The sequence below is a fragment of the Agrobacterium pusense genome, from assembly GCF_900102105.1.
Classification (GTDB): Bacteria; Pseudomonadota; Alphaproteobacteria; order Rhizobiales; family Rhizobiaceae; genus Agrobacterium; species Agrobacterium pusense.
This window is the reverse complement of sequence record NZ_FNBB01000010.1, coordinates 158,940-183,769: the sequence shown is the minus strand read 5'-3', so window position 1 is coordinate 183,769 and position 24,830 is coordinate 158,940. Positions and strand designations below refer to the sequence as shown.

Below are 24,830 nucleotides of genomic sequence, written 5' to 3'. Positions count from 1 at the left end.
GCAATCCCGCAAATTCAGGCCGCCAGCTGGCCGATGGCCTCGAGTTCATATGGTGTCGTCTGGTATATCTCGTTGATCCAGTTTCCGAAAAACAGATGGGCATGACTGCGCCAGCGGTTAAGGGGCGCGAGTTCGGGGTCGTTATGCGGAAAATAATCATGCGGCAGCTTGATCGGCACGCCGGCGTGAACATCGCGGAAATACTCTTCCGAAAGCGATGTCGAATCATATTCGACATGATTGAACATATAGAGACGGTTGCCTGCCTTCTCATGTACCAGACATACACCCATTTCCTCCGACTCCATCAGGATTTCGAGTTCCGGATGTTTTTCGATGTCGGCGCGGCGCACTTCCGTCCAGCGTGACACGGGAACCTGGAAATCGTCCGAAAAACCATTGAGGTAGATCGACGAGGGGCAAAGATTGCGGTGGCGGTAAACACCGAATGCCTTTTCCTTCAGCTCGTATTTCGGCACGCCGTGGAAGTGATAGATGGCGGCCATCGCGCCCCAGCAGACGTTGAGGGTCGAATGGACATTGGTCCGCGTCCACTCGAAAATCTTTTGCATTTCATTCCAGTAGGTGACGTCCTCATAGTCCAGCAGCTCAATGGGAGCACCGGTGATGATGAAACCGTCGAACTTGCGGTGACGCACCTCTTCCCACGTCTCGTAGAAGGAGAGGAGATGTTCTTCCGGTGTGTTCTTGGCGCGATGACCGCCGATGCGCACGAGCGACAACTCAACCTGAAGCGGCGAGGCGCCAACGAGGCGCGCCATCTGGATTTCCGTCTTGATCTTGTTCGGCATGAGGTTGAGAAGCCCGATCTGGAGCGGGCGGATATCCTGTCGGATGGCCGCCGTTTCGGTCATGACCCGCACGCCCTCGTGAACGAGGGTCTCAAAGGCGGGAAGCGTATCGGGAATCTTGATCGGCATGTCGAACTCTCTTTTCCGGATCACGTAAAGAACGTTGCGAAAACAAAAAAACCGGCAGCGGAAATCGCGACCGGTCCCAGGAAATTGCCTTTTTCCTCGACCCTTTAGCGACTTCTTTAAAGTGGCTGCAAGCCGGTCGGCAAATCACCACTAAGGCGTTTCATAATCCCGAAGCCGAGGAAAATCAATATGGACGGTTTTCGGAGGCTTTCGGCTTTCCATTTTCGGCCGAGGTGCGATAAGGCAGGGCATGGATAAAGCGCACTTCACCATTCTGCTCGGCGGCGATGTTTCGGTTACTGATCGTCTCAGGGACGCGGTCGCGGGTAGCCGCGTGATCGCGGCTGATGGCGGCATGCGCCACGCCCGGCTGCTTGGCCTCACACCGGAGTTGTGGGTCGGGGATTTCGATTCCGCCAGCAAAGAGTTGCTGGATGCCTGGCCCGGTGTGACACGGCAGCCTTACCCGGCAGCAAAGGCGGTGACCGATGGTGAGATAGCGGTCTCGGAGGCGCTCGCCCGCGGCGCCGGTACGCTGGTGCTTGTCGGCGCGCTCGGGGGTGCACGAAGCGACCATGCCCTCCAGCACCTCCTTTACGCCGTCGCGCTTGCCGAACGTGGTCTCGATGTTTCGCTCACCTCCGGCGAGGAAGAGGCCCGGCCGCTGCTCCCGGGCTCGCTTGATGTCGATCTACCCGCAGGCTCGCTTTTTTCGGTGGCCGGCTTCACAGCCCTGGAGGGGCTGGATATCGGCAATGTGCGTTACCCGCTGGAGGATTTCGCGCTTGCTTTCGGTTCCTCCCGCACTATTTCCAATGTCGCGAATGGCGGCCCTGTGCATTTTTCGCTTAAAAGCGGAAAAGCCATCGTGCTCGCCCGCCCTTATGATCTGACCGGAGCCTGACGCCTTGGCACCCCCTATTTTGAAACTCGATGACATCAAGCTGACCTTCGGCGTTACCCCGCTGCTGGACGGCGCCAATCTCCAGGTGGAGCCGGGCGACCGCATCTGCCTTGTCGGACGCAACGGTTCCGGCAAGTCCACGCTGATGAAGATCGCAGCGGGCCTTGTCGAGGCCCAGTCGGGCGAGGTTTTCCGTCATCCCGCTGCAACCATCCGTTATCTGGAACAGGCTCCGGATTTTGCCGGTTACGATACCGTTCAGGCCTATGCCGAGGCGGGGCTCGGGCCTGGCGACGATGCCTATCGGGTTACTTATCTTCTCGAGCATCTCGGGCTTACGGGTCAGGAAAATCCGGCAAACCTTTCCGGTGGTGAAGCGCGCCGCGCCGCGCTTGCCCGTGTCATGGCGCCGGAGCCCGATATTCTGATGCTGGACGAACCCACCAACCATCTGGATCTGCCGACAATCGAATGGCTTGAAAGCGAACTCCAGCAGACGCGCAGCGCGCTGGTGCTGATTTCGCACGACCGTCGTTTTCTCGAACGGGTTTCGACCTCGACCGTCTGGCTCGATCGCGGCCAGTCCCGCCGTCTCAATCGTGGTTTTGCCCATTTCGAGGAATGGCGTGACAAGGTGCTTGAAGAGGAAGAGCTTGAACAACACAAGCTCGGCAAGGCCATCGAGCGCGAAGAACACTGGATGCGGTATGGCGTGACTGCAAGGCGCAAGCGCAACATGCGCCGTGTCGGTGAGCTTCAGGCCATGCGGGCGGAATATCGTGGGCACAAGGGGCCGCAGGGGACGGTGCAGGCGACCGTCACGGAAGGCCGGGAGTCCGGCAAGCTGGTCATCGAGGCGGAGGCTATCACCAAGGCTTACGGTGAGCGCATGATTGTCGCGCCGTTCTCACTGCGGGTGCATCGCGGCGATTGCATCGGTCTCGTCGGACCGAATGGCGCGGGCAAGACAACGTTGCTGAAGATGCTCACCGGCCAGCTTGAACCAGACAGCGGCTGGGTGAAGCTCGGCACCAATCTCGAGATCGCAACGCTTGACCAGAAGCGCGAGGAGCTCAATCCCAACGATACGCTCGCACATTATTTGACCGACGGCCGGGGCGACAATCTTCTCGTCAATGGCGAGGTGAAGCATGTCACGGGTTATATGAAGGACTTTCTGTTCCAGCCGGAACAGGCCCGCACGCCCATCCGCAACCTTTCCGGCGGCGAGCGTGCAAGGCTCATTCTGGCGCGTATTCTCGCCCGGCCGACCAATCTTCTGATTCTCGACGAACCGACAAACGATCTCGATATCGAAACGCTGGATCTATTGCAGGAGATCGTTGCCGGGTTTTCCGGCACGGTCATCCTTGTCAGCCACGACCGTGATTTTCTTGACCGTACGGTCACTTCCACCATCGCGCCGGCCAATCCCGATCAACCGGACGGACGCTGGATCGAATATGCCGGTGGCTATTCGGATATGATGGCGCAGCGCAAGGGAGCTGCGGAAGAGAAACGAAAAGCTGAGAGACAGGAAAAGGCGAAAGCCGCACCTTCAGCCCCGTCTTCGCAGGAGCCTGGAAAGGCCAAGGCCAAGCTTTCGTTCAAGCAGAAATTCGCCCTCGAAAATCTCCCCAAGGAGATGGAGAAGGCGCAGGAAGAGATTGCAAAACGCGAGCAGCGCATGGCCGACCCGGAACTCTTCGCCAAGGATCAGGCGGCCTTCAACAAGCTGGCGCAGGAAATGGAAAAGCTGCGCGAAAAACTTGAGGCCATGGAAGAGGAGTGGCTGGAGCTGGAGATGCTGCGCGAGGAACTGGAAGGCTGAGCCGATCTTTCCGGCCACACCGCCATCCGCCTTTGACAGGACGGCGGAAATGCCGTTTGCTGTCCCGGTTCGGAGGAGTTCAACACCATGCGCATGATCTTCGTCAACCTGCCCGTCAAGAATATCGAGACATCGAGAGCCTTCTTCACGACACTGGGTTTCACCTTCAATCCGGAATATTCCGATGACCGCACGCTCTGCATGATTGTCGAGGAGAACATCTTCGTCATGCTCCTTCAGGAAGAGCGTTTTCGTGATTTCATCAACGGCGACATCGCCGACGCCAAGCGGAGTACCGAGGTACTGACCTGTCTTTCCGCCGGAAGCCGGGAGGAAATCGATCGTATGATCGAGGCCGCGCTCGCGTCAGGCGGCAGCCGCTGGAAACCCGTTCAGGATCACGGATTCATGTATGCAGGCAGTTTTCAGGATCCCGACGGCCACGTCTGGGAACTGGTGCACATGGCGCCGCAGGGTTGATGGCAGCCATCTTGCCAAGATGGGTCGGCGGGACTACACCATTATCTTGATCTAACGGGGTGTCTTTCGCGCTTGGGCGCAAAAGGCTGAGAGGCTTGCCAACCCGAAGAACCTGATCCGGTTCATACCGGCGGAGGGATTAGACGGCTTTCATGCAGGCGGCTATTTCCCTCCTCGTTTTGAGGAGATATTCGTGCGCCGTCGTGTTTTTGTAAATTCCATCATTGCCGTTTCCATGCTTCTGCCCGGGTTCGCAGTTGCGCAGGAAAAACCGGAACTGACGGTCTATACCTATGAGAGCTTCGTTTCTGAATGGGGTCCCGGTCCCAAAATAAAGGAAGCTTTCGAGAAGGTGTGCGCTTGCACCGTCAATTTTGTCGGCGTGGCGGACGGCGTGGCGCTTCTCAACCGGCTGAAATTAGAAGGTGCGGGGTCCAAGGCGGATGTCGTCGTGGGACTTGATACAAATCTGGTCGCGGAGGCGAAACAGACCGGCCTTTTCGATGTCAGCGGCGTTGATTCATCAGCGGCCAAGGTACCCGGCGGCTATGAGGACGATGTGTTCGTTCCCTATGATTACGGCCATTTCGCTATCGTCTATGACACCCAGACGCTGAAAAGCCCACCAGCGAGCCTCAAAGAACTCGTGGAAGGCGACCCTGCCCAGAAGATAGCCATTCAGGACCCGCGCACCTCGACGCCGGGACTGGGGCTGCTTCTGTGGGTGAAATCGGTTTATGGCGACCAGGCGCCGGAAGCCTGGGCAAAGCTCAGGAAGCGGATCCTTACCGTTACGCCGGGCTGGTCGGAGTCCTACGGGCTCTTCACCAAGGGGGAGGTGCCGATGGTGCTGTCCTACACGACTTCGCCCGCCTATCATATGGTCGCCGAAAAGTCCGATCGTTATCAGGCCGCAGCTTTCTCCGAAGGACATTATATCCAGATCGAAGTGTCAGGCCTTCTCAAAAACGCGCCGCACAAGGATCTTGCAAAGCAGTTTCTCGCATTCACCCTCACCTCCGGTTTTCAGGATACCATTCCCGAAAACAACTGGATGATGCCGGTTGCGGCAACCTCCGCCCCCCTGCCGGAGGCCTTTTCCAGGCTCGTTGTGCCGCAGAAGACTTTCCTGATGCAGCCGGAAGAGGTCGCGAAAAACCGCAAGGCATGGATAGACGAATGGCTGACGGCCATGAGCATGAATTGAAGAAGAGGCGCGTCCACGCATGATGCTGCGTCGCGATTACCGGCGGTCAATCATTTTCGGGACGGCGGCTTTTGCCGCCGTTTTCCTGTTCATGGCGCTCGCCGTTTTTGCGCTTCTGTCCTTTGACGCGGGTGCATCCGCTTCCGGCATTTCGGACCCTTATACATTGCGTATTCTGCGCTTCACGGTTTATCAGGCGACGCTCTCCACCCTTCTTTCCATCATTCTTGGTCTTCCCGTGGCCTTGGCACTCTCCCGGCAGCGGGAGTTTCCGGGAAGGATCTGGATCATCCGGTTGATGGCAGTGCCGATGGGGCTGCCGGTTATCGTCGGCGCCTTCGGTATCATTACCATCTGGGGGAGGCAGGGTGTCTTAAATACGCTCCTTGTTTTCGCCGGCGCGGAAGAACCTTTCAGCATTTACGGTCTTTCCGGCATCCTCATTGCTCATGTGTTTTTCAATCTGCCGCTTTCCGTCCGGTTGTTGCTGGCCGGGCTGGAGCGTATTCCGGGCGAATATTGGCGCATGGCGGCGAGCCTAGGCATGGGGCCGATCCCGGTTTTCCGTTTTGTCGAATGGCCGGCCGTGTCCCGGCTTGTTCCGGGTATCGCCGGCCTCATCTTCATGCTTTGCGCCACCAGTTTTACGCTCGTGCTCCTTTTGGGCGGCGGGCCGGCGGCGACCACCCTGGAGGTCGCTATATACCAGGCGCTGCGGTTCGATTTCGATCCGCAGCGGGCGATCGCGCTCTCGGTTCTGCAGATCGTCCTCACCGCGGCCCTGCTCGGCCTTCTGGCCTTCCTGCCGTCGCCGGAAGCGGAAATCGCTTCACTTGGCCGGCCTGTGCGCCGTTTCGATGCGGGCCGGGCGGCGGCCCGCCTGTGGGATGGTCTAATCATCGTTTCCGCGGTGCTTTTGATCGGACTGCCGCTGGTCGCCATTGTGTTCTCGGGCGTCCAGGCAGACCTGCCGCGCCTCATCACAGCACCGGTCTTCCTGCGCGCGGCGACGACAAGTCTTGGGATTGCCGCGTTCTCGGCAATTTTCGTGATCATCGTCAGCATGGCGATCATCCGCGCACGTCAGGCGGTCAGCGCGAAACGGCGGGCCGCGCGGCCTCTTCACCTCTTGTCCAGCGTTCTCGGCGCGGGATCGTCTCTGGTTCTGCTGGTTCCGCCCGTGGTGCTCGGAAGCGGATGGTTCCTTCTCTTGCGGCCTTTCGGTGACGTCGCTGTTTATGCCCCGGTTCTCGTGGCGCTCATCAACATGCTGATGGCCCTGCCGCTTGCCATGCGGGTGCTGGAGCCGGCCGTCACCAGCCATTTTCTCCGCACCGGCCGACTTTCCGCCAGCCTCGGGCTTCAGGGTCTGCCGCGACTGCGGTTCGCCGATCTGCCCGTCCTGTGGCGGCCGCTGGCCATGGCATTTTCCTTCGCGATGGCCCTGTCGCTTGGCGATCTCGGCGCGGTTGCCCTGTTCGGTTCAGAGAATTTCGTCACCTTGCCGTGGCTCGTCTATAGCAATATGGGCAGCTACCGGACCAACGATGCCGCCGGTTACGCCTTTCTTCTCGGTGTGGTCTGCCTGTTGCTTGCTGCAACCGGCGTATCGCGACATTCACGACCGGAGCGGGCAAAAGCGGCAGAGGCGATGACATGAAGGGCGACGATTTCGCAGTGCAGCTTGACAGGGTCAGGCTGCGGCTTGGAACGCAGGATTTCGACCTCGACTGTGCATTTCCGCAGAGGCAGGTCACCGCTGTCGTCGGTGCATCCGGTTCGGGAAAATCGACACTGCTTAACCTCGTTGCCGGTTTCGAGTTGCCGGATTCCGGCCGCGTGATGATCGGCGGACGGGACGTGACGACGCTCGACCCTTCCGAAAGGCCTGTCTCTTCGATCTTTCAGGACAATAATCTTTTTGCCCATCTCGACGTTTTTACCAATGTCGCGCTTGGTATAAGCCCCACGCTCAGATTACACGCGGAAGACCGGCAAAGGATAAATATTGCGCTTGCGCGCGTTGGTCTTTCGGGTTTCGGCAAGCGTTTGCCGGGCACGCTCTCCGGAGGAGAAAGGCAGAGGGCGGCGCTTGCGCGCGCATTGGTCAGGAAGAAGCCCGTCATGCTGCTCGATGAACCTTTCGCCGCACTTGATCCAGGGCTACGGGCGGGCATGAGTTCTCTGTTGCTTGACTTGCATCAAGAAACAAATAATGCGGTGATTATTGTGAGCCATCACCCGGAAGACATAAAAAGATTAGCGCGGCGGGTGGTTTTTCTTGATCGTGGCCGTGTCGTTTTTGCCGGAGCGACAGCGGATTTCTTTGCCACACAAAATGTGAAGGCCGTGGACAGTTTCCTGAACGGGTGACCGCCTTATTTTCGACGCGCGCCGCTGGCAATCACTTTAGATGACTTCAATGGCGCTAATTTGCACTTGCCAGTTTTAAGTTGTTGCCCGAGAAAAGATGAGAATTATTGCGTTCTTCAGGAATATTCCGGATTTGATGGATCGATTTTACCGTCTCGGCATTCATCGCCCGTTGGGGCGAATCTGTTATTCTGGTCTGCAATTAACGGATGATCAGGAACGTTAAGGGGCAGGCATAGAGAATGAAAAATAGCATGAGTGCACAGCGGAGGCTCTTCTCCGGTTCAGGCCTTCGCCGTTCCGGCCGGCTCGCTGCGGCGTGGTCCGCGCTGACCGCTTCTGCCGTGTTGCTGTCATCGTGCCAATCTCTTTTCAGCCCGGCCTACCAGTCCACATTGCGTCCCTCGGACAATCCGCAGACGGTGGAAGAGGTTCAGAAGAACGATCCGCGCGCGCAGATGGGCGCACGCGAACATCCACGCATCGTGGCAAGCTATGGCGGCGAATATCGTGATGCCAAGACGGAGCGGCTTGTCGCCCGGATTGCCGGAGCGCTGACGGCCGTCTCCGAAAATCCGCAGCAATCCTACCGCATCACCATTCTCAATTCGCCCGCCATCAACGCTTTCGCTTTGCCCGGCGGGTATCTTTACGTGACGCGCGGTCTTCTGGCGCTCGCCAATGACGCCTCGGAAGTGGCGGCCGTGCTGTCGCACGAAATGGGTCACGTCACCGCCAACCACGGGATCGAACGTCAGCGCCGCGAAGAAGCGGAAGTGATTGCGAGCCGCGTGGTTGCAGAGGTCCTGTCCAGCGATCTCGCCGGCAAGCAGGCGCTTGCCCGTGGCAAGCTGCGGCTTGCAGCTTTTTCGCGCCAGCAGGAGTTGCAGGCGGATGTGATCGGGGTACGCATGCTTGGCGAGGCGGGTTACGATCCTTACGCATCGCCGCGCTTTCTCGATTCCATGGCGGCCTATGCGCGGTTCTCTTCGGCCGATCCGGAAAACGATCAGAGCCTCGACTTCCTTTCGAGTCACCCCAATACACCACAGCGCATCGAGCTTGCGCGCCGGCATGCCCGTGCCTTCGGCCAGGAAGGCCAGGTCGGAGATCGTGGCCGAGACTGGTTTCTGGATGGTATAGACGGGCTGCTTTACGGCGATAGCCCGCAGGAAGGTTATGTCCGCGGCCAGACATTCCTGCATGGAACGCTCGGCATTCGTTTCGACGTGCCGGAAGGTTTCGTGATAGACAACAAGGTTGAGGCTGTGCTGGCGACAGGGCCGGGCGAGGTCGCAATCCGTTTCGACGGCGTCGCCGATCCGAAACAGACGAGCCTTGCCAATTACCTGACGAGCGGCTGGGTCGCCGGCCTGCTGCCTGAAACGGTAAAGGAAACGCAGATCAACGGACTGGAGGCCGCGACAGCCCGGGCAAGCGCGGATAAATGGGATTTCGACGTCACGGTCATCCGCGTCGGCCAGCAGATATTCCGGTTCCTGACCGCGGTGCCGAAGGGCAATACGCAGCTCGATTCCATCGCCAATACCTTGCGCACCAGTTTCCGCAAGATGACGCCGCAGGAGATCGCCTCCCTGAAGCCGTTAAGAGTGCGGGTGGTGACGGTGAAGCCGGGTGAAACCGTGGCCACGATGGCGGCGCGGATGATGGGAACGGAGCGGAAGCTTGACATGTTCCGCATGATCAATGCGATGGGGGCCACGGCCACGATTCAGCCCGGGCAAAGGGTAAAGATCATCTCCGAATAAACAAAAACCCCGGATAGCCCCGGGGTTTTATGTTCAGGCCTTCACCCGGCAATCACTGCCACTCACGAACGTCAACAAAATGACCCGCAATCGCCGCCGCCGCCGCCATGGCGGGGGAGACGAGGTGGGTACGGCTCTTATAGCCCTGACGGCCTTCGAAATTGCGGTTCGAGGTGGACGCGCAGCGTTCGCCGGGTTTCAGGCGGTCGTCATTCATGGCAAGGCACATGGAGCAGCCTGGCTCGCGCCATTCGAAACCGGCTTCGAGGAAAATCCTGTCCAGACCTTCCTTTTCCGCCTGTTCCTTCACGAGACCGGAGCCGGGCACGATCATGGCCGAAACGGTGGGAGCGACTTTACGGCCGTCAACGATCTTCGCCGCCGCGCGCAAATCCTCGATGCGGCCATTGGTGCAGGAGCCGATGAAGACACGGTCGATGGCGATATCGGTGATGCGCGTGCCGGGCTTCAGGCCCATGTAGTCAAGCGCACGCCACTTGGAGGCGCGCTTGTTTTCTTCCTCGATGTCGTCGGGATTGGGAACAATGCCTTGAACAGAGGTTACATCTTCCGGAGAAGAGCCCCAGGAGACGATAGGCGGAAGATTGGCCGCATCGAGGATGACGACCTTGTCGTAATGGGCGCCCTCGTCGGATTTCAGAGTCTTCCAGTAGGCGATCGCCTGTTCCAGCGTTTCGCCCTTCGGCGCACGCGGCTTGTCCTTGATGTATTCGAAGGTCGTTTCGTCAGGCGCAATCAGGCCGGCGCGGGCGCCGCCCTCGATGGTCATGTTGCAGACCGTCATGCGACCTTCCATGGAGAGCGAACGGATCGCCTCACCGGCAAATTCGATGACATGGCCGGTGCCACCGGCGGTGCCTATCTCGCCGATAATGGCGAGGATGATGTCCTTGGCGGTGACGCCTTCGGGGATTTTGCCATCGACACGCACCAGCATGTTCTTGGCTTTCTTCTGGATCAGCGTCTGTGTGGCCAGAACATGCTCAACTTCGGAGGTGCCAATGCCATGCGCCAGTGCGCCGAATGCGCCGTGGGTGGAGGTGTGGCTGTCGCCGCAGACGATCGTCATACCCGGCAGGGTGAAACCCTGTTCGGGACCGACGATGTGAACGATGCCCTGGCGCTTGTCGCGTTCGGAATAATATTCAACGCCGAAGTCCCTGGCGTTCTGCGCCAGCGCTTCCACCTGAATGCGGCTTTCTTCGTTCTTGATGCCTTCCAGCCGGTCGGCGGTGGTCGGCACGTTATGATCGACCACAGCGAGCGTGCGGGCCGGCGAATGCACCGGACGGCCGGCGATGCGCAGACCTTCGAAGGCCTGGGGGCTCGTCACCTCATGAACGAGGTGACGGTCGATATAGAGAAGACAGGTTCCATCCGGGTCGCGATTGACGACGTGGTCGTCCCAGATCTTGTCATACAAAGTGCGGGGTGCGCTCATGGCTCTGTGCCTTGTCATGGAAAAGGATAGTAGGGTTCAGTAAGGCGGTGGACAGCGGTGCTGTCAGGCGAGCCAAAGTCGGCTGGTGAGCGCCCCGGAAACGCGCGCAAAGAAGCGTGCCGGCAGACGCTTGTGGTCCTGCAGCACATACACATTCTGAGCGAGACATCCGAATTTAGATCCCATGGCAACTTTCATAGCAGATCGATGTTTTTACGGCAACATGAATGCGCAGGAGACAGGCTGAAGGACAGGATCGTGCCAACACTATGCACTGCATTACGGCGAGACGGCCTGCCCAGCAACGCTTTGCGGTTGTTATGATGCAACGCAACTTGCCTATTTTGCAGCGCACATATAGATGGGTTCCCTTATCATTTGCATTCGACGAGAAATCGAAGGGAGGAAAGCATATGGTATCCGAAAAGGCCCTTATCTCGAAGATCACCTGGCGGCTCATGCCGTTTCTTGGCCTTCTCTATCTCATCGCCTATATCGACCGACAGAATGTCAGCTATGCCAAGCTGCAGATGGTCGATGCGTTGAGCCTCAGCGAATACGCCTATGGTCTTGGCGCGTCGCTGTTCTTCATCGGCTACTTCATCTTCGAAGTGCCGAGCAACCTGTTCCTCAACCGCTTCGGCGCCAGCAAATGGTTTGCCCGCATTCTGGTTTCCTGGGGGGCCGTCACAATTGCGCTTGCCTATACGCAGAACGCCACGATGTTTTACATCCTGCGCTTCCTGCTCGGGCTTTGCGAGGCGGGCTTCTTCCCGGGTGTGCTGTTCCTGATGACGCTCTGGTTCCCGCGCGATTATCGCGGCCGCATGATCGGCCTGTTCATGATCTTCAGCGCGCTCGCCAATGCCATCGGCGCGCCGCTCGGCGGCATGTTGCTCGATCTCGACGGTTTCCTCGGTTATGCCGGGTGGGAATGGGTATTCCTTGCCACTGGTATTCCGGCTGTGATCGCTGGCATAGCCACCTTCTTCTATCTGGATGATACGCCCGAAAAGGCCAAGTTTCTGTCGCAGGACGAGAAGGACTGGCTGAAGAACCGGCTTGCCGAAGAGAACAAGGGCATGGAAGAGCATGCGGAAGATGGCTTCAAAGCCCTGATCAATCCGCGGGTTCTGTTCATGTCGCTCTGCTATGTTGGATTTCCGCTGGCCGCCTATGGTCTCAGCTACTGGCTTCCAACCATCGTGAAGAGCTTTGGCGTTTCCAACACCGCGAACGGTTTCATCAACATCATCCCCTGGGTGATCGTTGCCGTTGCCTTGTTCGTCGTGCCTCTGGCGGCCGATAAGGCAAAGAACAAGACGCCCTATATCGTTGGTCCTGCCTTTATCGGCGCGTTTTGCCTGCTGATGTCGGCATTGCTGAGCGACCCGGTGTTGCAGTTCGCTTTCCTCTGCATCGCCGCTGCAGGTATCTTTGCAGGCCAGCCGGTGTTCTGGAGCCTGCCCGGCCGCTTCCTCAAGGGAGCGGGCGCTGCTGCGGGTATCGCCGCCATCAATTCGGTCGGCAATCTCGGTGGCTTCGTGGCGCAAAACGTCGTGCCCTGGATCAAGGATCAGACCGGCAGCACCATTGCGCCGATGTTCTTCCTTGCCTTCTGCCTCGCGCTTGCCGGTGTGCTAGTCATCATCGCCACCCGCAAGATGGGCAATCAGGCTCAAACCGCCTGAACCAAAAGTGAGGGATGGCCGGATTGCTTCCGGCTGTCCCCTCATCCTTGTTTCGAGCGCATCGCCTTTTCAATCCGCCGCAATATCAGTGACAGGCCTATGGTCAGGATCAGGTAGATATAGGCGACGATCGAATAGGTCTCGGAAAACCGGAAAGAACCGGCGGCATAGACTTTTCCCATTTGGGTGATGTCGGTGACGCCGAGCACCGAAACAAGTGAGCTGTCCTTCACCATCGACACGAAATCGTTCGACAGCGGCGGAAAGATCGTCCGGGTCGCCTGTGGCAGAGTGATCAGCCTGAAGCGCTGATAGCGGCTGAAACCGAGGGCCTTTGCTGCCTCGATCTGCCCCTCCGGAACGGCCTGTATGCCGGCGCGGAAAATCTCTGCAATGAAAGCCGCATAACCGATGGTCAGTGCGATGATCGCCCGCCAGATCAATGATACGTCCCGCACAAGCAAAGGCTCCACCCATCCCTGTGAGACAAGCGGAGCAGTCAGCCCGTTATAGAGCGCCACCAGGCCTGGCGTTCCCGCAAAAGCGATGTAGAAAAGCAGAACGATGATCGGTATGCCGCGAACCACTTCGATGTAAAACCGCGCCACTTGCCGTGCCACGATATTATCAGCCATTCCGACGAGGGCGATGCAAAGGCCGAGCAATGTTGCCAGCACAAAGGCCGTGAGCGTGACGGAAACCGTGATGCCGACACCTTTTGCCACGGTGCTGAACACCTGCGTGTAAATGCCATTGACAGCGATCATCGCGGCAAGGGCAATGCCGATCACGAGGATCGCTACCAGCCACCAGGGAAAATCCTCGCTCGTGCTGCTCTGCGTGTTCCGCTTTGTTGTGGCGTCGTGCAGCGTCATTCGCCAAGCTTGTAGTCGAGGAACCACTTCTTATCGAGTGCGGCGAAGGTGCCGTCCGCCTTCAGCGCCGCGATCGCGGCATTGACAGGGACAACGAGATCGGAACCTTTTTTGAAGATGAAACCGAAGTCATCGCCGCCAAGCGGACCACCGATCAGTTTGAGCGTGCCGTTTGACGCATCGACATAACCCTTGCCGGCAACACCATCGGTGAGCACGAGGTCGACATCGCCTGTTTTCAACGCCTGAACGCTGGCGCCGAAGGTTTCCATCAGGCGAAGGCGCGGATTTTGCTCGTTGCCATCCAGAACATCGTAAACGGCCGTGTAGAAGGGCGTGGTGCCGGCCTGTGCGCCAACGAGACCTTTATCGAAGGCGGCGAAACTCTTTGCGTCGGTAAAGCGGTTTTCGTCTGCCCGCACCAGCATGAACATTTCCGAACGCATATAAGGGACGGAGAAATCCACTTTTTCCCTGCGGTCGTCCTTGATGCTGATTCCGGTCATCCCGATGTCGTATTGCCCCGCAGAAACTGACTGGATCATCGCGTCCCAGGAAATATTCTGATATTCGACCTTGAAATTCAGCCGTCTGGCGATCTCTTCCATCGCATCATATTCCCATCCGATGGCTTTTCCGCTTTTCGGGTCAACGAATTGCAGCGGCGGATAGGCATTTTCCGTGACCACGACGACGGTGCGTCCCTCAAGATCCGGCAGATCGACGGCGCCGGCGAGTGCAGGCGTCATGGCCAATACGGCGAGGGCGGCGAGAAACGGGCGTCTGGCGATCATGAAAGGCTCCGGAGCGATTTTTCTCAAATTGCACGCTTGCCGGAGCGAGAGCAAGACATGTGAGCGCAACAAAAAAGGCGGTCCCAAGACCGCCTTTTCCGTAAATCCAGTAAACTGGAAATCTTATTCTGCTGCGGTTTCTGCAGCCTTTGCTGCTTCTTCTGCTGCCTTGGCTTCAGCAGCTTCGGCTGCTGCCTTTTCGGCGGCGAGAGCCTGTGCTGCTGCTACCTTTTCAGCTTCCAGACGTGCCTTTTCTTCGGCAGCTGCCTGGCGCTCGGACTCGTTCAGCTTACGGGCGCGCGTACCGGTGTTTTCAACGATACGGGCAGCCTTGCCGCGACGGTCGCGCAGATAGTAGAGCTTCGCACGACGAACCTTACCGCGGCGAACGATTTCAACGCCTTCGACCAGCGGCGAGTAGATCGGGAATACGCGCTCGACGCCTTCGCCGTAGGAGATCTTGCGAACGGTGAAGCTTTCGGAAAGGCCGCCGCCGGAACGGGCGATGCAAACGCCTTCATAAGCCTGAACGCGGGTACGGTTACCTTCGGTAACGCGCACGTTGACGCGCAGCGTGTCGCCCGGAGAAAACTCAGGCAGGGTGCGCTTTGCTTCGATCTTGGCAGCCTGTTCGGCTTCCAGCTGCTGAATGATATTGGTCATGTTAACCTCTGATTTCTTCTGAAACAGCCAGAGCGCTCAACGGTTGCCTGTCGGTCGATGCCTTCAGGCCATGCCTTGCGGCAGGAGCGGGTTCGCCATTCTTTGCTTGCGGTTAAAGGGGTAAACCCCAATTCCACGCGGGCACATACACGAGGATGCACCGTTTGTCATCCCTTCATGACAATTTTTATCAATTCTTCACCGCGCTCTGACAGTTGCGAAGCGGCTTTCGGCCGGATATGGCATGAAAACCTTGGGAGGGGCCATGTCCATATTCATCGTTCTCATGCTGTTTGCAACCGGCTTTCTGTCAGGTGTCGTCAATGCGATTGCCGGCGGCGGCACATTCCTGACCTTCGGTGCGATGACGCTGGCCGGCCTGCCGCCGATTGTCGCAAACGCCACGTCGGCGATCGTGCAGTTTCCGGGCTACGTCACGTCCGTCATCGCCTATGGGCCGGAGATACGCGCCCATTGGCGCGAGGCGATCCTTCTGTCGGCTGTTTCCGTCGTCGGTGGGCTGGGTGGATCGCTCCTGCTTCTGTCGCTCGACAACCCCTCCTTTCGTCAGCTGGTTCCATGGCTGCTTCTCGCCGCCACCGCCGTTTTTGCCGCCGGCCCTTGGCTCAGGCCGAAGGCAAGCGCCGAGCGCTCTCCCGGCAATCTGCCGAGCCTCGTCTTCCAGGGGCTTGCCTCCATCTATGGCGGCTTTTTCGGCGCAGGAATGGGCATCATGATGCTTGCCATCCTCGGAATAACCTCGGGCGGAAGCTATCATCATCTGAACGCTTTGAAGAACCTGCTGTCGGTGGTGATTGCGGTCATCGCGATTACGATCTTCGTCAGCGGCGGTGTTGTCTCCTGGTGGGCGGCGCTCATCATGTTTCCCGCGGCAGCGCTTGGCGGCTATGCGGGCGTGCACACGGCGCGGCGGGTGCCGCAGTGGGTCATTCGCTGGCTGGTGATTGCGGTCGGGCTGGTGCTGACGGCTTATTATTTCGTCTCGACCTGAGGCTTCTCAAGAAGGTCGGGCCGCCTTTCCTTCGTCAGCTTCAGCGCCTGTTCATGACGCCATTTGTCGATGACGGCGTGATTGCCGGAGGTGAGAACGGCGGGGATATCGCGGCCTTCCCAGACCTGCGGGCGGGTATAATGAGGATGTTCCAGCAGCCCGCCCTCGAAGCTTTCATGCACGCCGGAAAGGTCATTGCCCATGACGCCCGGCAGGATGCGGACGACGGCGTCCAGCAGCGTCAGCGCCGCCGGCTCACCGCCGGAGAGGATGTAATCGCCGATCGACACCTCCTCCAGCGCGCGCGCCTCGATCACCCGCTGGTCGACGCCTTCAAAACGGCCGCAGACGATGATTGCGCCGTCACCCGCCGCAAGTTCGCGCACACGGTTCTGGGACAAAGGCTTGCCGCGCGGGCTCATCAGCAGGCGCGGGCGCATGTCACTATCGGAAACGTGGTCGATGGCCGCGGCCAGGACATCGGGTTTCAGCACCATGCCAGCGCCGCCGCCTGCGGGCGTGTCATCGACGCTTCTGTGCCTGTCGGTGGCGAATTCGCGGATCTGCACGGCGTCCAGCGACCATTGTCCCCGCTCCAGCGCCTTGCCGGCCAGCGAATATCCGAGGTGTCCCGGAAACATTTCCGGGTAAAGCGTCAGAACGGTAGCCTTGAAGGTCATCGGTTATTTCTTGCCGAACGGCGGTACGCCGGTTTCGTCCTTGTCGTCGGGATTGTCGATCAGGCCGGCGGCCATCGGATCGATAAGAATGCGTCCGGCTTCGAGGTCGATCTCCAGCACCGCCGCCTCTGAAAAGGGAATGAGGGCCGGGCGACGGCCCGCACCCTTCAGCTCCAGCAGATCTCCCGCGCCGAAATCATAGACCGCACTGACGGCGCCATAACTCTTGCCTTCGGCATCAACCGCCTCCAGCCCTTCGAGATCGGCATAATAGAATTCGTCGTCATCAAGCTCGTCGTCGGGCAGATTGTCGCGTTCGATGAAGAGTTCGAGCCCATTCAGGCTTTCGGCTGCATTGCGGTCGTTGACGCCCCTGAAGCGCACAACGACAACGTTCTTGCCCTCGCGAATTTCCAGAATTTCAAAAATGCGGCCATCGGCGCTGACCAGATTGCCGTAATCGCCGAGCGCCAGCGGGTCATCGGTATATGTGCTGACACGGACTTCGCCACGCAGACCCTGCGCGCCACCGATTTTTGCCATGAGTATCGGGTTTTCCAGCTTTGCCATCGGGCCGTCCGTCTTCTGGTATTGGTTGCGTCAGCTTTAAGGTCTGTTGACGCCAAAATAAACAAAAAACGGGCGGCGTGGAAATCCACGCCACCCGTTCCTCAAAAGTTTCCGTGCAGATTATTCTGCAGCAGAGGCTTCCGCAGCGGCAGCGGCTGCATCTTCAGCCTTCTGCTTCTTTTCAGCAACGCGTTCCAGAGCGCGCTTGCCCGGCTTTGCCTTTTCCGGGTTGCTGCGAGCGGCGCGCTCGGCAAGGCCGGCTTCTGCGAGGAAGCGCAGAACGCGGTCGGTCGGCTGTGCGCCCTTGGCGATCCATTCCTTGATGAGGTCAGCCTTCAGCTCAACGCGCTGCGGGTTGTCCTTGGCAAGCATCGGGTTCCAGGAACCGACCTTCTCGAGGAAGCGGCCGTCGCGGGGCGAACGGGCGTCAGCAACAACGATCTGGTAATACGGGCGCTTCTTGGAACCACCGCGTGCGAGACGAATTTTCAGTGCCATGTCATTTACTCCTTAGGATGGCTTGTCCGCCTTTCAGGCGGTCTTTTCTGTGCCGCCATGTTCGGCGGCGATTGCTTCATGATGCCGGATGACTTCCTTGATGATGAAGTTCAGGAACTTCTCGGCGAAATCCGGGTCCAGATTGGCGTCCTTTGCCAGGTGGCGAAGGCGTTCGATCTGGTATTCCTCGCGCGCCGGGTCTGCCGGCGGCAAATTGTATTTTGCCTTCAGCACGCCCACCGCCTTGGTACAGCGGAAACGCTCGGCAAGAATGTGAACCAGTGCGGCATCGATGTTGTCGATCGACTGGCGGTATTCGGAAAGCTGGGCTTTCACCTCTGTATTGTTCATTGGCGTCCCCCTCACTTCTTTTTCGGAAAGCCGGGAAGGCCCGGCATGCCGCCAAGACCCGGCAGCTTTGTGCCTCCGAGGCCCGGCAATCCGCCCGGCAGACCGCCAAGGCCGGGCATTCCACCCGGCTTGCCGAGGCCGGCGGCTTCCGCCTGCTTCTGGAGCGCTTCAAGCTGCTTCGGATCGATGTTGGACAAATCAGGCATGCCGCCGCCCATCATGCCACCGAGACCCATCTTGCCGGCAAGGCCGCCCATCATCTGCTTCATGATGCCGCCTTTGCCCTTGCCGCCCATGGCTTTCATCATGTCGGCCATGCCGCGATGCATCTTCAAGAGCTTGTTGATTTCGGCGGCATCGGTGCCGGAACCGGCGGCGATGCGCTTCTTGCGGCTGTGTTTCAGAATATCCGGATTGGCGCGCTCCGCCTTGGTCATGGAGGAGATGATGGCAATCTGGCGATCGAACATCTTGTCGTTCATGCCGGCTGAAGCCATCTTGTCCTTCATGCCGGCCATGCCGGGCATCAGCCCCATGATGCCGCCCATGCCGCCCATCTTCTTCATCTGGGCAAGCTGGTCGGCCAGATCGTTGAGGTCGAACTTGCCCTTGGCCATCTTCTCGGCCATGGCGCGGGCTTTTTCCGCATCGATGTTTTCGGCGGCCTTTTCGACCAGCGAGACGATGTCGCCCATGCCGAGAATACGGTCGGCGATACGGCGCGGGTGGAACTCGTCGAGTTCGTTCATGCGCTCGCCGATACCGATCAGCTTGATCGGCTTGCCGGTGACGGCGCGCATGGAGAGGGCCGCACCGCCGCGGCCGTCACCGTCCATGCGGGTGAGAACAAGGCCGGTGATACCGACACGCTCATCGAAATTTCGCGCCAGATTGACGGCGTCCTGACCGGTCAGAGAATCCGCGACCAGCAGGATTTCATGCGGGTTGGACTTCTTCTTGATGTCGGCCATTTCCAGCATCAAGGGTTCGTCGATGTGTGTGCGGCCGGCGGTATCGAGAATGACGACGTCGTGGCCGCCGAGCTTTGCGGCCTGCACGGCACGTGCGGCAATATCCGTCGGCGACTGGCCGGCAATGATCGGCAGCGTGTCGACGCCGGTCTGGACGCCGAGCTGGCGAAGCTGCTCCTGCGCGGCCGGACGACGCGTGTCGAGAGATGCCATCAGCACCTTCTTCTTGTCGCGGTCGGTCAGGCGCTTGGCGATCTTGCCGGTGGTTGTGGTTTTACCCGAGCCCTGCAGACCTACCATCATGATGACGACGGGGGCGGCCGCATGAAGGTCGATCGAGACGCCTTCGGTGCCGAGCATTTCGACAAGCTCGTCATGGACGATCTTGACGACCATCTGGCCGGGCTTGATGGATTTCAGAACGGCCGCGCCGACGGCCTTTTCACGCACCTTGTCGGTGAAGGAACGCACGACTTCCAACGCCACGTCCGCTTCCAGCAGCGCACGGCGAACCTCGCGCAGGGCGGCGGCAACATCGGCTTCCGTCAGCGCGCCACGGCCGGTCAGTCCATTCAGAATGGAACCAAGGCGGTCCTGGAGGTTTTCAAACATCGTTTCTTCCTTCTTCGTTCCGGGTTTCCGAAACGTCGGTGCTTTCGCTGGCAAAAACAAGACGCAAAGCCAAAAAGCACCCGAGGGCGCATCGCGCTGTCGGGTGTTGACCTCCGGGATCTCTTTATACCTTTTCGGGTCCCGGTCGGCGGCTTGGAGTCGTGAAACTGCCAGCTGATGGGCGGGATAAACAGGAAAGTGCCGGAAAAGTCAAGGCAGCGTTGGTTTCCGTCCGACAATGCCTGCATTTCATCTTTGCGTGATCAGTCGTCGGCCGTCAGAGGCGGCGCTTGAACGGCGCCATTCTGCTCCCTATACATTTGTCATGAACCGTCGAAAATTTTTCCGTTTTTCCGCTGTTGGCCTGCTCGCTCTGGCGGGCGGCGGCCTTTATGCCCGTCGTTCAAGCGCCAGCGCCTATTATAGCGGCCCCATCTCCGATCATTTCGACGGGATACGCTTTTTCAATCCCGGTGGTACGCCACCCAGCAACTTCATGGGTCTGCTGAAATGGCGCTTCAATGGTGAACGCGCCAAGTGGCCGGAAAGCTATGCGAGCCCGTTTCCGTTTGCGAAACCGGACAGCCGGGTCGAGGGTGGAGAAATGCGTGTCACCTTCATCGGCCATGCTTCCTTTCTTATCCAAACAGCGGGCCTGAATATTCTCGTCGATCCCGTGTGGTCTGAGTGCACCAGTCCCTTCAGCTTCGCCGGGCCAAAGCGCGTCAATCCGCCCGGTATCCGTTTCGAGGATCTGCCGCCCATCGATCTGGTGCTGGTAACGCATAATCATTATGACCACCTGGATATGGAGACGCTGAAGCGCCTGCATGTGGCGCACAAGCCGCTTTTCATCACGCCGCTCGGCAATGATGCCATCATCCGTACCGGCGTTCAGGCGGCGCGCATCGAGGTGGGCGACTGGGGGGATGTGATCGATGCCGGTACGGTGAAAATTCACTTCGAGCCGTGCCATCATTGGTCGGCGCGTGGTCTGAACGACCGGCGCATGGCACTCTGGGCGGCGTTTGTCATCGAAACGCCGGGTGGGAAAATTTACCATATTGGCGATACCGGCTTTCACGAGGGCCTCAATTACCATGCCGCGCGCAAGAAGCATGGCGAGTTTCGTCTCGCCAACCTGCCCTTCGGCGCCTATGAACCGCGCTGGTTCATGAAGGGCCAGCACCAGAACCCGGCGGAAGCCGTGGAAGGCATGAAGCTTTGCGGTGCGGCGCATGTCTGCGGCCACCATTGGGGTACGGTACAGCTCACCGATGAGGCGGTGGATGCGCCGCTTGTGGCCCTCAAGGCAGCGCTGACCGAACACGGGGTGGAGGAGAGCCGTTTCCGGCCGATGCGCCCCGGAGAGATTTTCGACGTGCCTTCCGCCTGACAGCCGCCCCGTTTGCGACGCAACAGTCTGGTAATTTGCCGGTGTTTCCGCCATATAGGGCGAAAGCACGGGAAAATCCCGTATGAAAAGCGGTTTTCAGGTTTAAAGCGATGGCGAACACGGTCGAATTTGCGAAGATGAACGGGCTTGGCAACAAGATCCTGGTTGTCGATATGCGCGGCCGAAAGGATATGGTCACGCCAGAGGCCGCAATTGCCCTCAATGCCGATCCTGCCACCCAGTTCGACCAGATCATGGCCATCCACGATCCGCGTATCGCGGGAACGGATGCCTATATTGACATCCTCAACTGCGATGGCACGAAGGCGCAGGCCTGCGGCAACGGCACGCGTTGCGTGGTGCAGGCACTGTCGTCCGAAACCGGCAAGACCAGCTTCACCTTCCAGACAGTGGCGGGTATCCTGAATGCCGTCGAGCATGAAGACGGCATGATATCGGTCGATATGGGCCTGCCGCGTTTCCGCTGGAGCGACATTCCGCTTTCGGAAGAGTTCCACGATACCAGCCGCATCGAGTTGCAGATCGGACCCATCGATGCGCCGATCCTGCATTCGCCTGCCGTCATGTCGATGGGCAACCCGCACGCCGTATTCTGGGTTGATCGTGATCCGATGGAGTTCGATCTCCAACGCTTTGGCCCGTTGCTAGAAAACCATCCGGTGTTTCCGGAAAAGGCCAATATCACGCTGGCGCAGGTGATTTCAGACAGCGCGCTTCGCACCCGCACCTGGGAGCGCGGCGCCGGGCTAACGCTTGCCTGCGGTTCGGCCGCCTGTGCTTCAGCTGTTTCCGCTGCCCGCACCGGCCGCACCGGCCGCAAGGTCAGCATCGATGTCGCCTCAAGCCCGATCCGCGTGCCGCTGACCATCGACTGGCGTGAAGATAACCACGTCATCATGACCGGCCCGGCCGAATGGGAATGGTCGGGCTCCGTCGATCCCATGACCGGCTTGTGGGCGCGGGATGCTGTCGAGCGGGGGGCTGTATGAGCGGGGTCGAGGTCATAACCTTCGGCTGTCGTCTCAACACCTATGAATCGGAAGTGATGCGGGCGGAGGCCGAAAAGGCCGGGCTTAACAATGCCGTGCTGGTCAATACCTGCGCGGTGACCGGGGAGGCGGTGCGACAGGCTCGCCAGGCGATCCGCCGCGCCCGGCGCGACAACCCACATGCGCGCATCATCGTGACGGGCTGTGCCGCCCAGACCGAGAAGCAGACCTTTGCCGAGATGCCCGAGGTAGACGCGGTATTGGGCAATGAGGAAAAGCTGAAAAGCGCCTCTTATCGCGCGCTGCCGGATTTTGGCGTTTCGGCGGAAGAAAAACTGCGCGTCAACGATATCATGAGCATCAAGGCGACTGCGCCGCAGATGGTCAAGCACATAGACGGGCATGTGCGCGCCTTCATTCAGGTGCAGAACGGCTGTGATCATCGCTGCACCTTCTGCATCATTCCCTATGGGCGCGGCAATTCGCGCTCCGTGCCGATGGGTGCGGTGGTGGATCAGGCGCGCAGGCTGACGGAGAGCGGTTATTGCGAGATCGTGCTGACCGGCGTGGATGCGACCAGTTACGGCGCCGATCTGCCGGGCGAGCCTTCTCTTGGTTATCTTGCCAAGACATTGCTGAAGCAGGTGCCCGACATCCTGCGCCTGCGCCTTTCTTCCATCGACAGTATCGAGGCCGACCACCATCTGATGGATCTGATTGCCGGTGAGCCGCGTTTCATGCCGCATCTGCACCTGTCCCTCCAGCATGGCGACGACATGATTTTGAAACGCATGAAACGCCGTCATTCACGTGCCGATGCTATCCGCTTCTGTCAGGAGGTGCGGGCGCTCAGGCCTGATGTGGCCTTCGGCGCGGATATGATCGCCGGTTTTCCGACCGAGACGGAGGAGATGTTCGAAAATGCCGCGACGCTTGCGGAAGAATGCGGGATTTCCAGCCTGCATGTCTTTCCCTACAGCCCGCGTGCCGGCACGCCAGCCGCACGCATGCCGCAGCTCGACCGCGCGCTTGTGAAGGAGCGGGCAGCGAGGCTGCGTGATCGCGGCGAAGTTCTCAAAGTGGCGCATCTGCAAAACATGGTCGGATCGGTGCAGACTCTCCTCGTCGAAAACAACGGTTTTGCCCATACGGGCAATTTCACGCTGGTGGCGGCACCTGATCTTGCCCCGCGCACCCTTGCGCGGGTTGCGATTACCGGCCACAACGGCAAACATCTGAATATGAGGCTTCTGGCGGCAGATGCGGCCTGAGGCAGCGCAAGAAAAGAGACACGGGAACAACCATGGCCCTCGGCTTCATCAAAAAAGTCTTTTCGTTCGGCAAGGACAAGGCCGAAACGGAAGAGCGGCCACAAGAGAATGCTGCGCTTGAGTGCGGCAATGAAAACGCCTCTTTCGAAGCGGCGCTGAACGACGCCGAAGCGCATGATGCTGTCGACAGGGATCCTGTTTCCGAACTGGAGATGGAGACGGCCGGCGGCCCGGCCCCCGACGAGGCGGAAGATCTAGCCTCCTCCGGCGAGAATGAAGACGAGGACGCGCCGCTTCTTCCCGGTGCCGAGCTTTCCGGCGATATGGGCCTGGTGCCATTGTCGTTGCTACAGGCGGAAGCGGCTGCCGAGGAGCAGGTAGAGCCGACTCCGGAGGCTGCCGACGTCGTGCTTGATGCCGATGCGATGGATGCGCTGCTTGACGAGGCGGAAGCCGCGACCGCGCCTGAACCCATTGCGGTTCCACCAGCCCTGCCAAAGGGTTTTTCGTCCGCCAGCGAACGGCAGGAGCCTGCGCCTGCCGCACCTGAGGTGAAACTGACATGGTTTCAGCGCCTGCGGGCCGGGCTTGCCCGCACGTCTTCGCAGCTAACCACACAGATTTCGGCGCTTTTCACCAAACGCAAGCTGGATGAAGATACGCTCGACGAGCTGGAAGATCTTCTCATCCAGTCCGATCTTGGTGTCGAGACCGCCATGCGCATCACCGGCGCGTTGTCATCCGAACGCTACGGTAAGGATGTGAGCGGTGAAGATGTGGCGCGCATTATGGCTGGTGAAATCACCAAGGTGCTAAAGCCTGTTGCCAGACCTTTGGAACTCGATCTCTCGCACAAGCCGCATGTCATTCTCGTGGTCGGCGTCAACGGTACGGGCAAGACGACGACCATCGGCAAGCTCGCCGCCAAGCTTTCTGGCTCGGGCCTCAAGGTGATGCTGGCGGCCGGCGATACTTTCCGCGCGGCAGCGATCGAGCAGTTGAAGATATGGGCCGACCGCACCGGCTCGGACTTTATCGGCACCAAGCTTGGGGCAGATGCCTCGGGTCTCGCTTACGATGCCTATGAGCAGGCTCGGGCGCAAAAAAGCGATGTGCTCATCATCGATACGGCGGGCCGTTTGCAGAACAAGACGGAACTGATGGCGGAACTGGAAAAGATCGTGCGCGTGCTCGGCAAGCTCGATCCGGATGCGCCGCACACCGTGTTACAGACTCTGGACGCAACGACGGGCCAGAACGCCATGAACCAGGTGGAAATATTCCGCAATGTTGCGGGCGTTTCGGGCCTGATTATGACAAAATTGGATGGCACGGCGCGGGGCGGTATCCTCGTCGCCATCGCTGCAAAACACAAGCTGCCGGTCTATTTCATCGGCGTGGGTGAAGGTGTTGACGATCTGGAGCCCTTCGAGGCGGAAGATTTCGCCAAGGCCATTGCGGGAGTTTGA

General features: G+C 59.3%; 23 protein-coding genes and 2 riboswitches. Of the genes, 13 read left to right on the top strand and 10 right to left on the bottom strand.

Annotated features, from left to right (window positions below; all coding sequences use genetic code 11):
• Nucleotides 1-14 precede the first annotated feature (14 nt).
• Entirely contained in the window at nucleotides 15-941 is a 927-nt protein-coding gene (gene metA, locus BLU28_RS20485) for a homoserine O-acetyltransferase MetA (RefSeq protein WP_022556978.1), read from the bottom strand.
• Nucleotides 942-1,025: 84 nt separating this feature from the next.
• Nucleotides 1,026-1,102: riboswitch (SAM riboswitch) on the bottom strand.
• An 89-nt stretch (nucleotides 1,103-1,191) separates the two neighbouring features.
• Between metA and BLU28_RS20480 the strand changes: the two genes are divergently transcribed.
• From BLU28_RS20480 to BLU28_RS20445, 7 genes are all read left to right on the top strand, one after another.
• Entirely contained in the window at nucleotides 1,192-1,845 is a 654-nt protein-coding gene (locus BLU28_RS20480; protein WP_077986981.1) for a thiamine diphosphokinase, read from the top strand.
• Between the two features lie 4 nt (nucleotides 1,846-1,849).
• Nucleotides 1,850-3,676 carry an ABC-F family ATP-binding cassette domain-containing protein gene (locus BLU28_RS20475; protein WP_004443966.1) on the top strand — a complete coding sequence of 609 codons (1,827 nt, stop codon included), beginning with the start codon at nucleotides 1,850-1,852 and terminating at the stop codon, nucleotides 3,674-3,676.
• 87 nt (nucleotides 3,677-3,763) lie between these two features.
• Nucleotides 3,764-4,156: a VOC family protein gene (locus tag BLU28_RS20470; RefSeq protein ID WP_004443965.1), complete on the top strand. Its 393-nt coding sequence runs from the start codon at nucleotides 3,764-3,766 to the stop codon at nucleotides 4,154-4,156.
• A gap of 45 nt (nucleotides 4,157-4,201) precedes the next feature.
• Nucleotides 4,202-4,312, top strand: a riboswitch (TPP riboswitch).
• A gap of 37 nt (nucleotides 4,313-4,349) precedes the next feature.
• On the top strand, nucleotides 4,350-5,363 hold the full coding sequence (gene thiB / locus BLU28_RS20465) for a thiamine ABC transporter substrate binding subunit (protein ID WP_077986982.1): 1,014 nt from the start codon (nucleotides 4,350-4,352) through the stop codon (nucleotides 5,361-5,363).
• Between the two features lie 19 nt (nucleotides 5,364-5,382).
• Nucleotides 5,383-7,023 (top strand): thiamine/thiamine pyrophosphate ABC transporter permease ThiP, encoded by a 1,641-nt coding sequence (gene thiP / locus BLU28_RS20460; protein ID WP_077986983.1) that lies wholly within the window; start codon nucleotides 5,383-5,385, stop codon nucleotides 7,021-7,023.
• The gene (locus tag BLU28_RS20455; protein WP_077986984.1) at nucleotides 7,020-7,736 is read left to right on the top strand and encodes a thiamine ABC transporter ATP-binding protein; all 717 of its coding nucleotides are present in this window, start codon (nucleotides 7,020-7,022) and stop codon (nucleotides 7,734-7,736) included. The genes thiP and BLU28_RS20455 overlap by 4 nt, the downstream gene beginning before the upstream one ends.
• A gap of 254 nt (nucleotides 7,737-7,990) precedes the next feature.
• Complete coding sequence (locus BLU28_RS20445) at nucleotides 7,991-9,505, top strand: M48 family metalloprotease (RefSeq protein ID WP_168247143.1); 1,515 nt, start codon at nucleotides 7,991-7,993, stop codon at nucleotides 9,503-9,505.
• Nucleotides 9,506-9,557: 52 nt separating this feature from the next.
• On the opposite strand, the gene leuC is transcribed toward BLU28_RS20445, so the two are convergent.
• Entirely contained in the window at nucleotides 9,558-10,967 is a 1,410-nt protein-coding gene (gene leuC / locus BLU28_RS20440) for a 3-isopropylmalate dehydratase large subunit (RefSeq protein WP_045533396.1), read from the bottom strand.
• Between the two features lie 413 nt (nucleotides 10,968-11,380).
• Here leuC and BLU28_RS20430 point away from each other — a divergent pair, with 413 nt between their 5' ends.
• Nucleotides 11,381-12,658 carry an MFS transporter gene (locus BLU28_RS20430; protein ID WP_022556971.1) on the top strand — a complete coding sequence of 426 codons (1,278 nt, stop codon included), beginning with the start codon at nucleotides 11,381-11,383 and terminating at the stop codon, nucleotides 12,656-12,658.
• 41 nt (nucleotides 12,659-12,699) lie between these two features.
• Here the strand turns inward: BLU28_RS20430 and BLU28_RS20425 are convergent, their stop codons facing one another.
• The 3 genes from BLU28_RS20425 to rplS form a co-directional block, all read right to left on the bottom strand.
• On the bottom strand, nucleotides 12,700-13,533 hold the full coding sequence (locus BLU28_RS20425) for an amino acid ABC transporter permease (RefSeq protein ID WP_077986987.1): 834 nt from the start codon (nucleotides 13,531-13,533) through the stop codon (nucleotides 12,700-12,702).
• Entirely contained in the window at nucleotides 13,530-14,327 is a 798-nt protein-coding gene (locus tag BLU28_RS20420) for a transporter substrate-binding domain-containing protein (RefSeq protein ID WP_077986988.1), read from the bottom strand. The genes BLU28_RS20425 and BLU28_RS20420 overlap by 4 nt, the downstream gene beginning before the upstream one ends.
• 123 nt (nucleotides 14,328-14,450) lie before the next feature.
• Nucleotides 14,451-14,990 (bottom strand): 50S ribosomal protein L19, encoded by a 540-nt coding sequence (gene rplS, locus BLU28_RS20415; protein ID WP_003505101.1) that lies wholly within the window; start codon nucleotides 14,988-14,990, stop codon nucleotides 14,451-14,453.
• A gap of 265 nt (nucleotides 14,991-15,255) precedes the next feature.
• On the opposite strand from rplS, the gene BLU28_RS20410 reads away from it, so the two are divergent.
• Nucleotides 15,256-16,002, top strand: a complete 747-nt coding sequence (locus BLU28_RS20410; RefSeq protein ID WP_077986989.1) for a sulfite exporter TauE/SafE family protein — start codon at nucleotides 15,256-15,258, stop codon at nucleotides 16,000-16,002.
• Here BLU28_RS20410 and trmD read toward each other — a convergent pair.
• The 5 genes from trmD to ffh all read right to left on the bottom strand — a co-directional run bounded on the left by trmD (nucleotide 15,984) and on the right by ffh (nucleotide 19,684).
• Complete coding sequence (gene trmD / locus BLU28_RS20405; RefSeq protein ID WP_077986990.1) at nucleotides 15,984-16,682, bottom strand: tRNA (guanosine(37)-N1)-methyltransferase TrmD; 699 nt, start codon at nucleotides 16,680-16,682, stop codon at nucleotides 15,984-15,986. The two genes, BLU28_RS20410 and trmD, sit on opposite strands and share 19 nt — an antisense overlap.
• A gap of 3 nt (nucleotides 16,683-16,685) precedes the next feature.
• Nucleotides 16,686-17,252, bottom strand: coding sequence for a ribosome maturation factor RimM (rimM, locus tag BLU28_RS20400; protein ID WP_077986991.1), 567 nt, complete (start codon nucleotides 17,250-17,252; stop codon nucleotides 16,686-16,688).
• A 120-nt stretch (nucleotides 17,253-17,372) separates the two neighbouring features.
• Nucleotides 17,373-17,750 (bottom strand): 30S ribosomal protein S16, encoded by a 378-nt coding sequence (gene rpsP / locus BLU28_RS20395; RefSeq protein ID WP_004443943.1) that lies wholly within the window; start codon nucleotides 17,748-17,750, stop codon nucleotides 17,373-17,375.
• Between the two features lie 33 nt (nucleotides 17,751-17,783).
• Nucleotides 17,784-18,101 carry a chorismate mutase gene (locus tag BLU28_RS20390; RefSeq protein ID WP_003505091.1) on the bottom strand — a complete coding sequence of 106 codons (318 nt, stop codon included), beginning with the start codon at nucleotides 18,099-18,101 and terminating at the stop codon, nucleotides 17,784-17,786.
• An 11-nt stretch (nucleotides 18,102-18,112) separates the two neighbouring features.
• On the bottom strand, nucleotides 18,113-19,684 hold the full coding sequence (gene ffh, locus BLU28_RS20385; protein WP_077986992.1) for a signal recognition particle protein: 1,572 nt from the start codon (nucleotides 19,682-19,684) through the stop codon (nucleotides 18,113-18,115).
• Between the two features lie 325 nt (nucleotides 19,685-20,009).
• Between ffh and BLU28_RS20380 the strand changes: the two genes are divergently transcribed.
• The 4 genes from BLU28_RS20380 (at nucleotide 20,010) to ftsY (ending at nucleotide 24,830) form a co-directional block, all read left to right on the top strand.
• A complete protein-coding gene (locus BLU28_RS20380; RefSeq protein ID WP_077987044.1) occupies nucleotides 20,010-21,080 on the top strand; it encodes an MBL fold metallo-hydrolase in 1,071 nt (356 codons plus the stop codon).
• A 110-nt stretch (nucleotides 21,081-21,190) separates the two neighbouring features.
• Nucleotides 21,191-22,090 (top strand): diaminopimelate epimerase, encoded by a 900-nt coding sequence (dapF, locus tag BLU28_RS20375; protein ID WP_077986993.1) that lies wholly within the window; start codon nucleotides 21,191-21,193, stop codon nucleotides 22,088-22,090.
• Nucleotides 22,087-23,361 (top strand): tRNA (N(6)-L-threonylcarbamoyladenosine(37)-C(2))-methylthiotransferase MtaB, encoded by a 1,275-nt coding sequence (gene mtaB, locus BLU28_RS20370; protein WP_077986994.1) that lies wholly within the window; start codon nucleotides 22,087-22,089, stop codon nucleotides 23,359-23,361. Before dapF ends, mtaB begins: the two co-directional genes overlap by 4 nt.
• A 32-nt stretch (nucleotides 23,362-23,393) precedes the next feature.
• Nucleotides 23,394-24,830: a signal recognition particle-docking protein FtsY gene (gene ftsY / locus BLU28_RS20365; RefSeq protein WP_077986995.1), complete on the top strand. Its 1,437-nt coding sequence runs from the start codon at nucleotides 23,394-23,396 to the stop codon at nucleotides 24,828-24,830.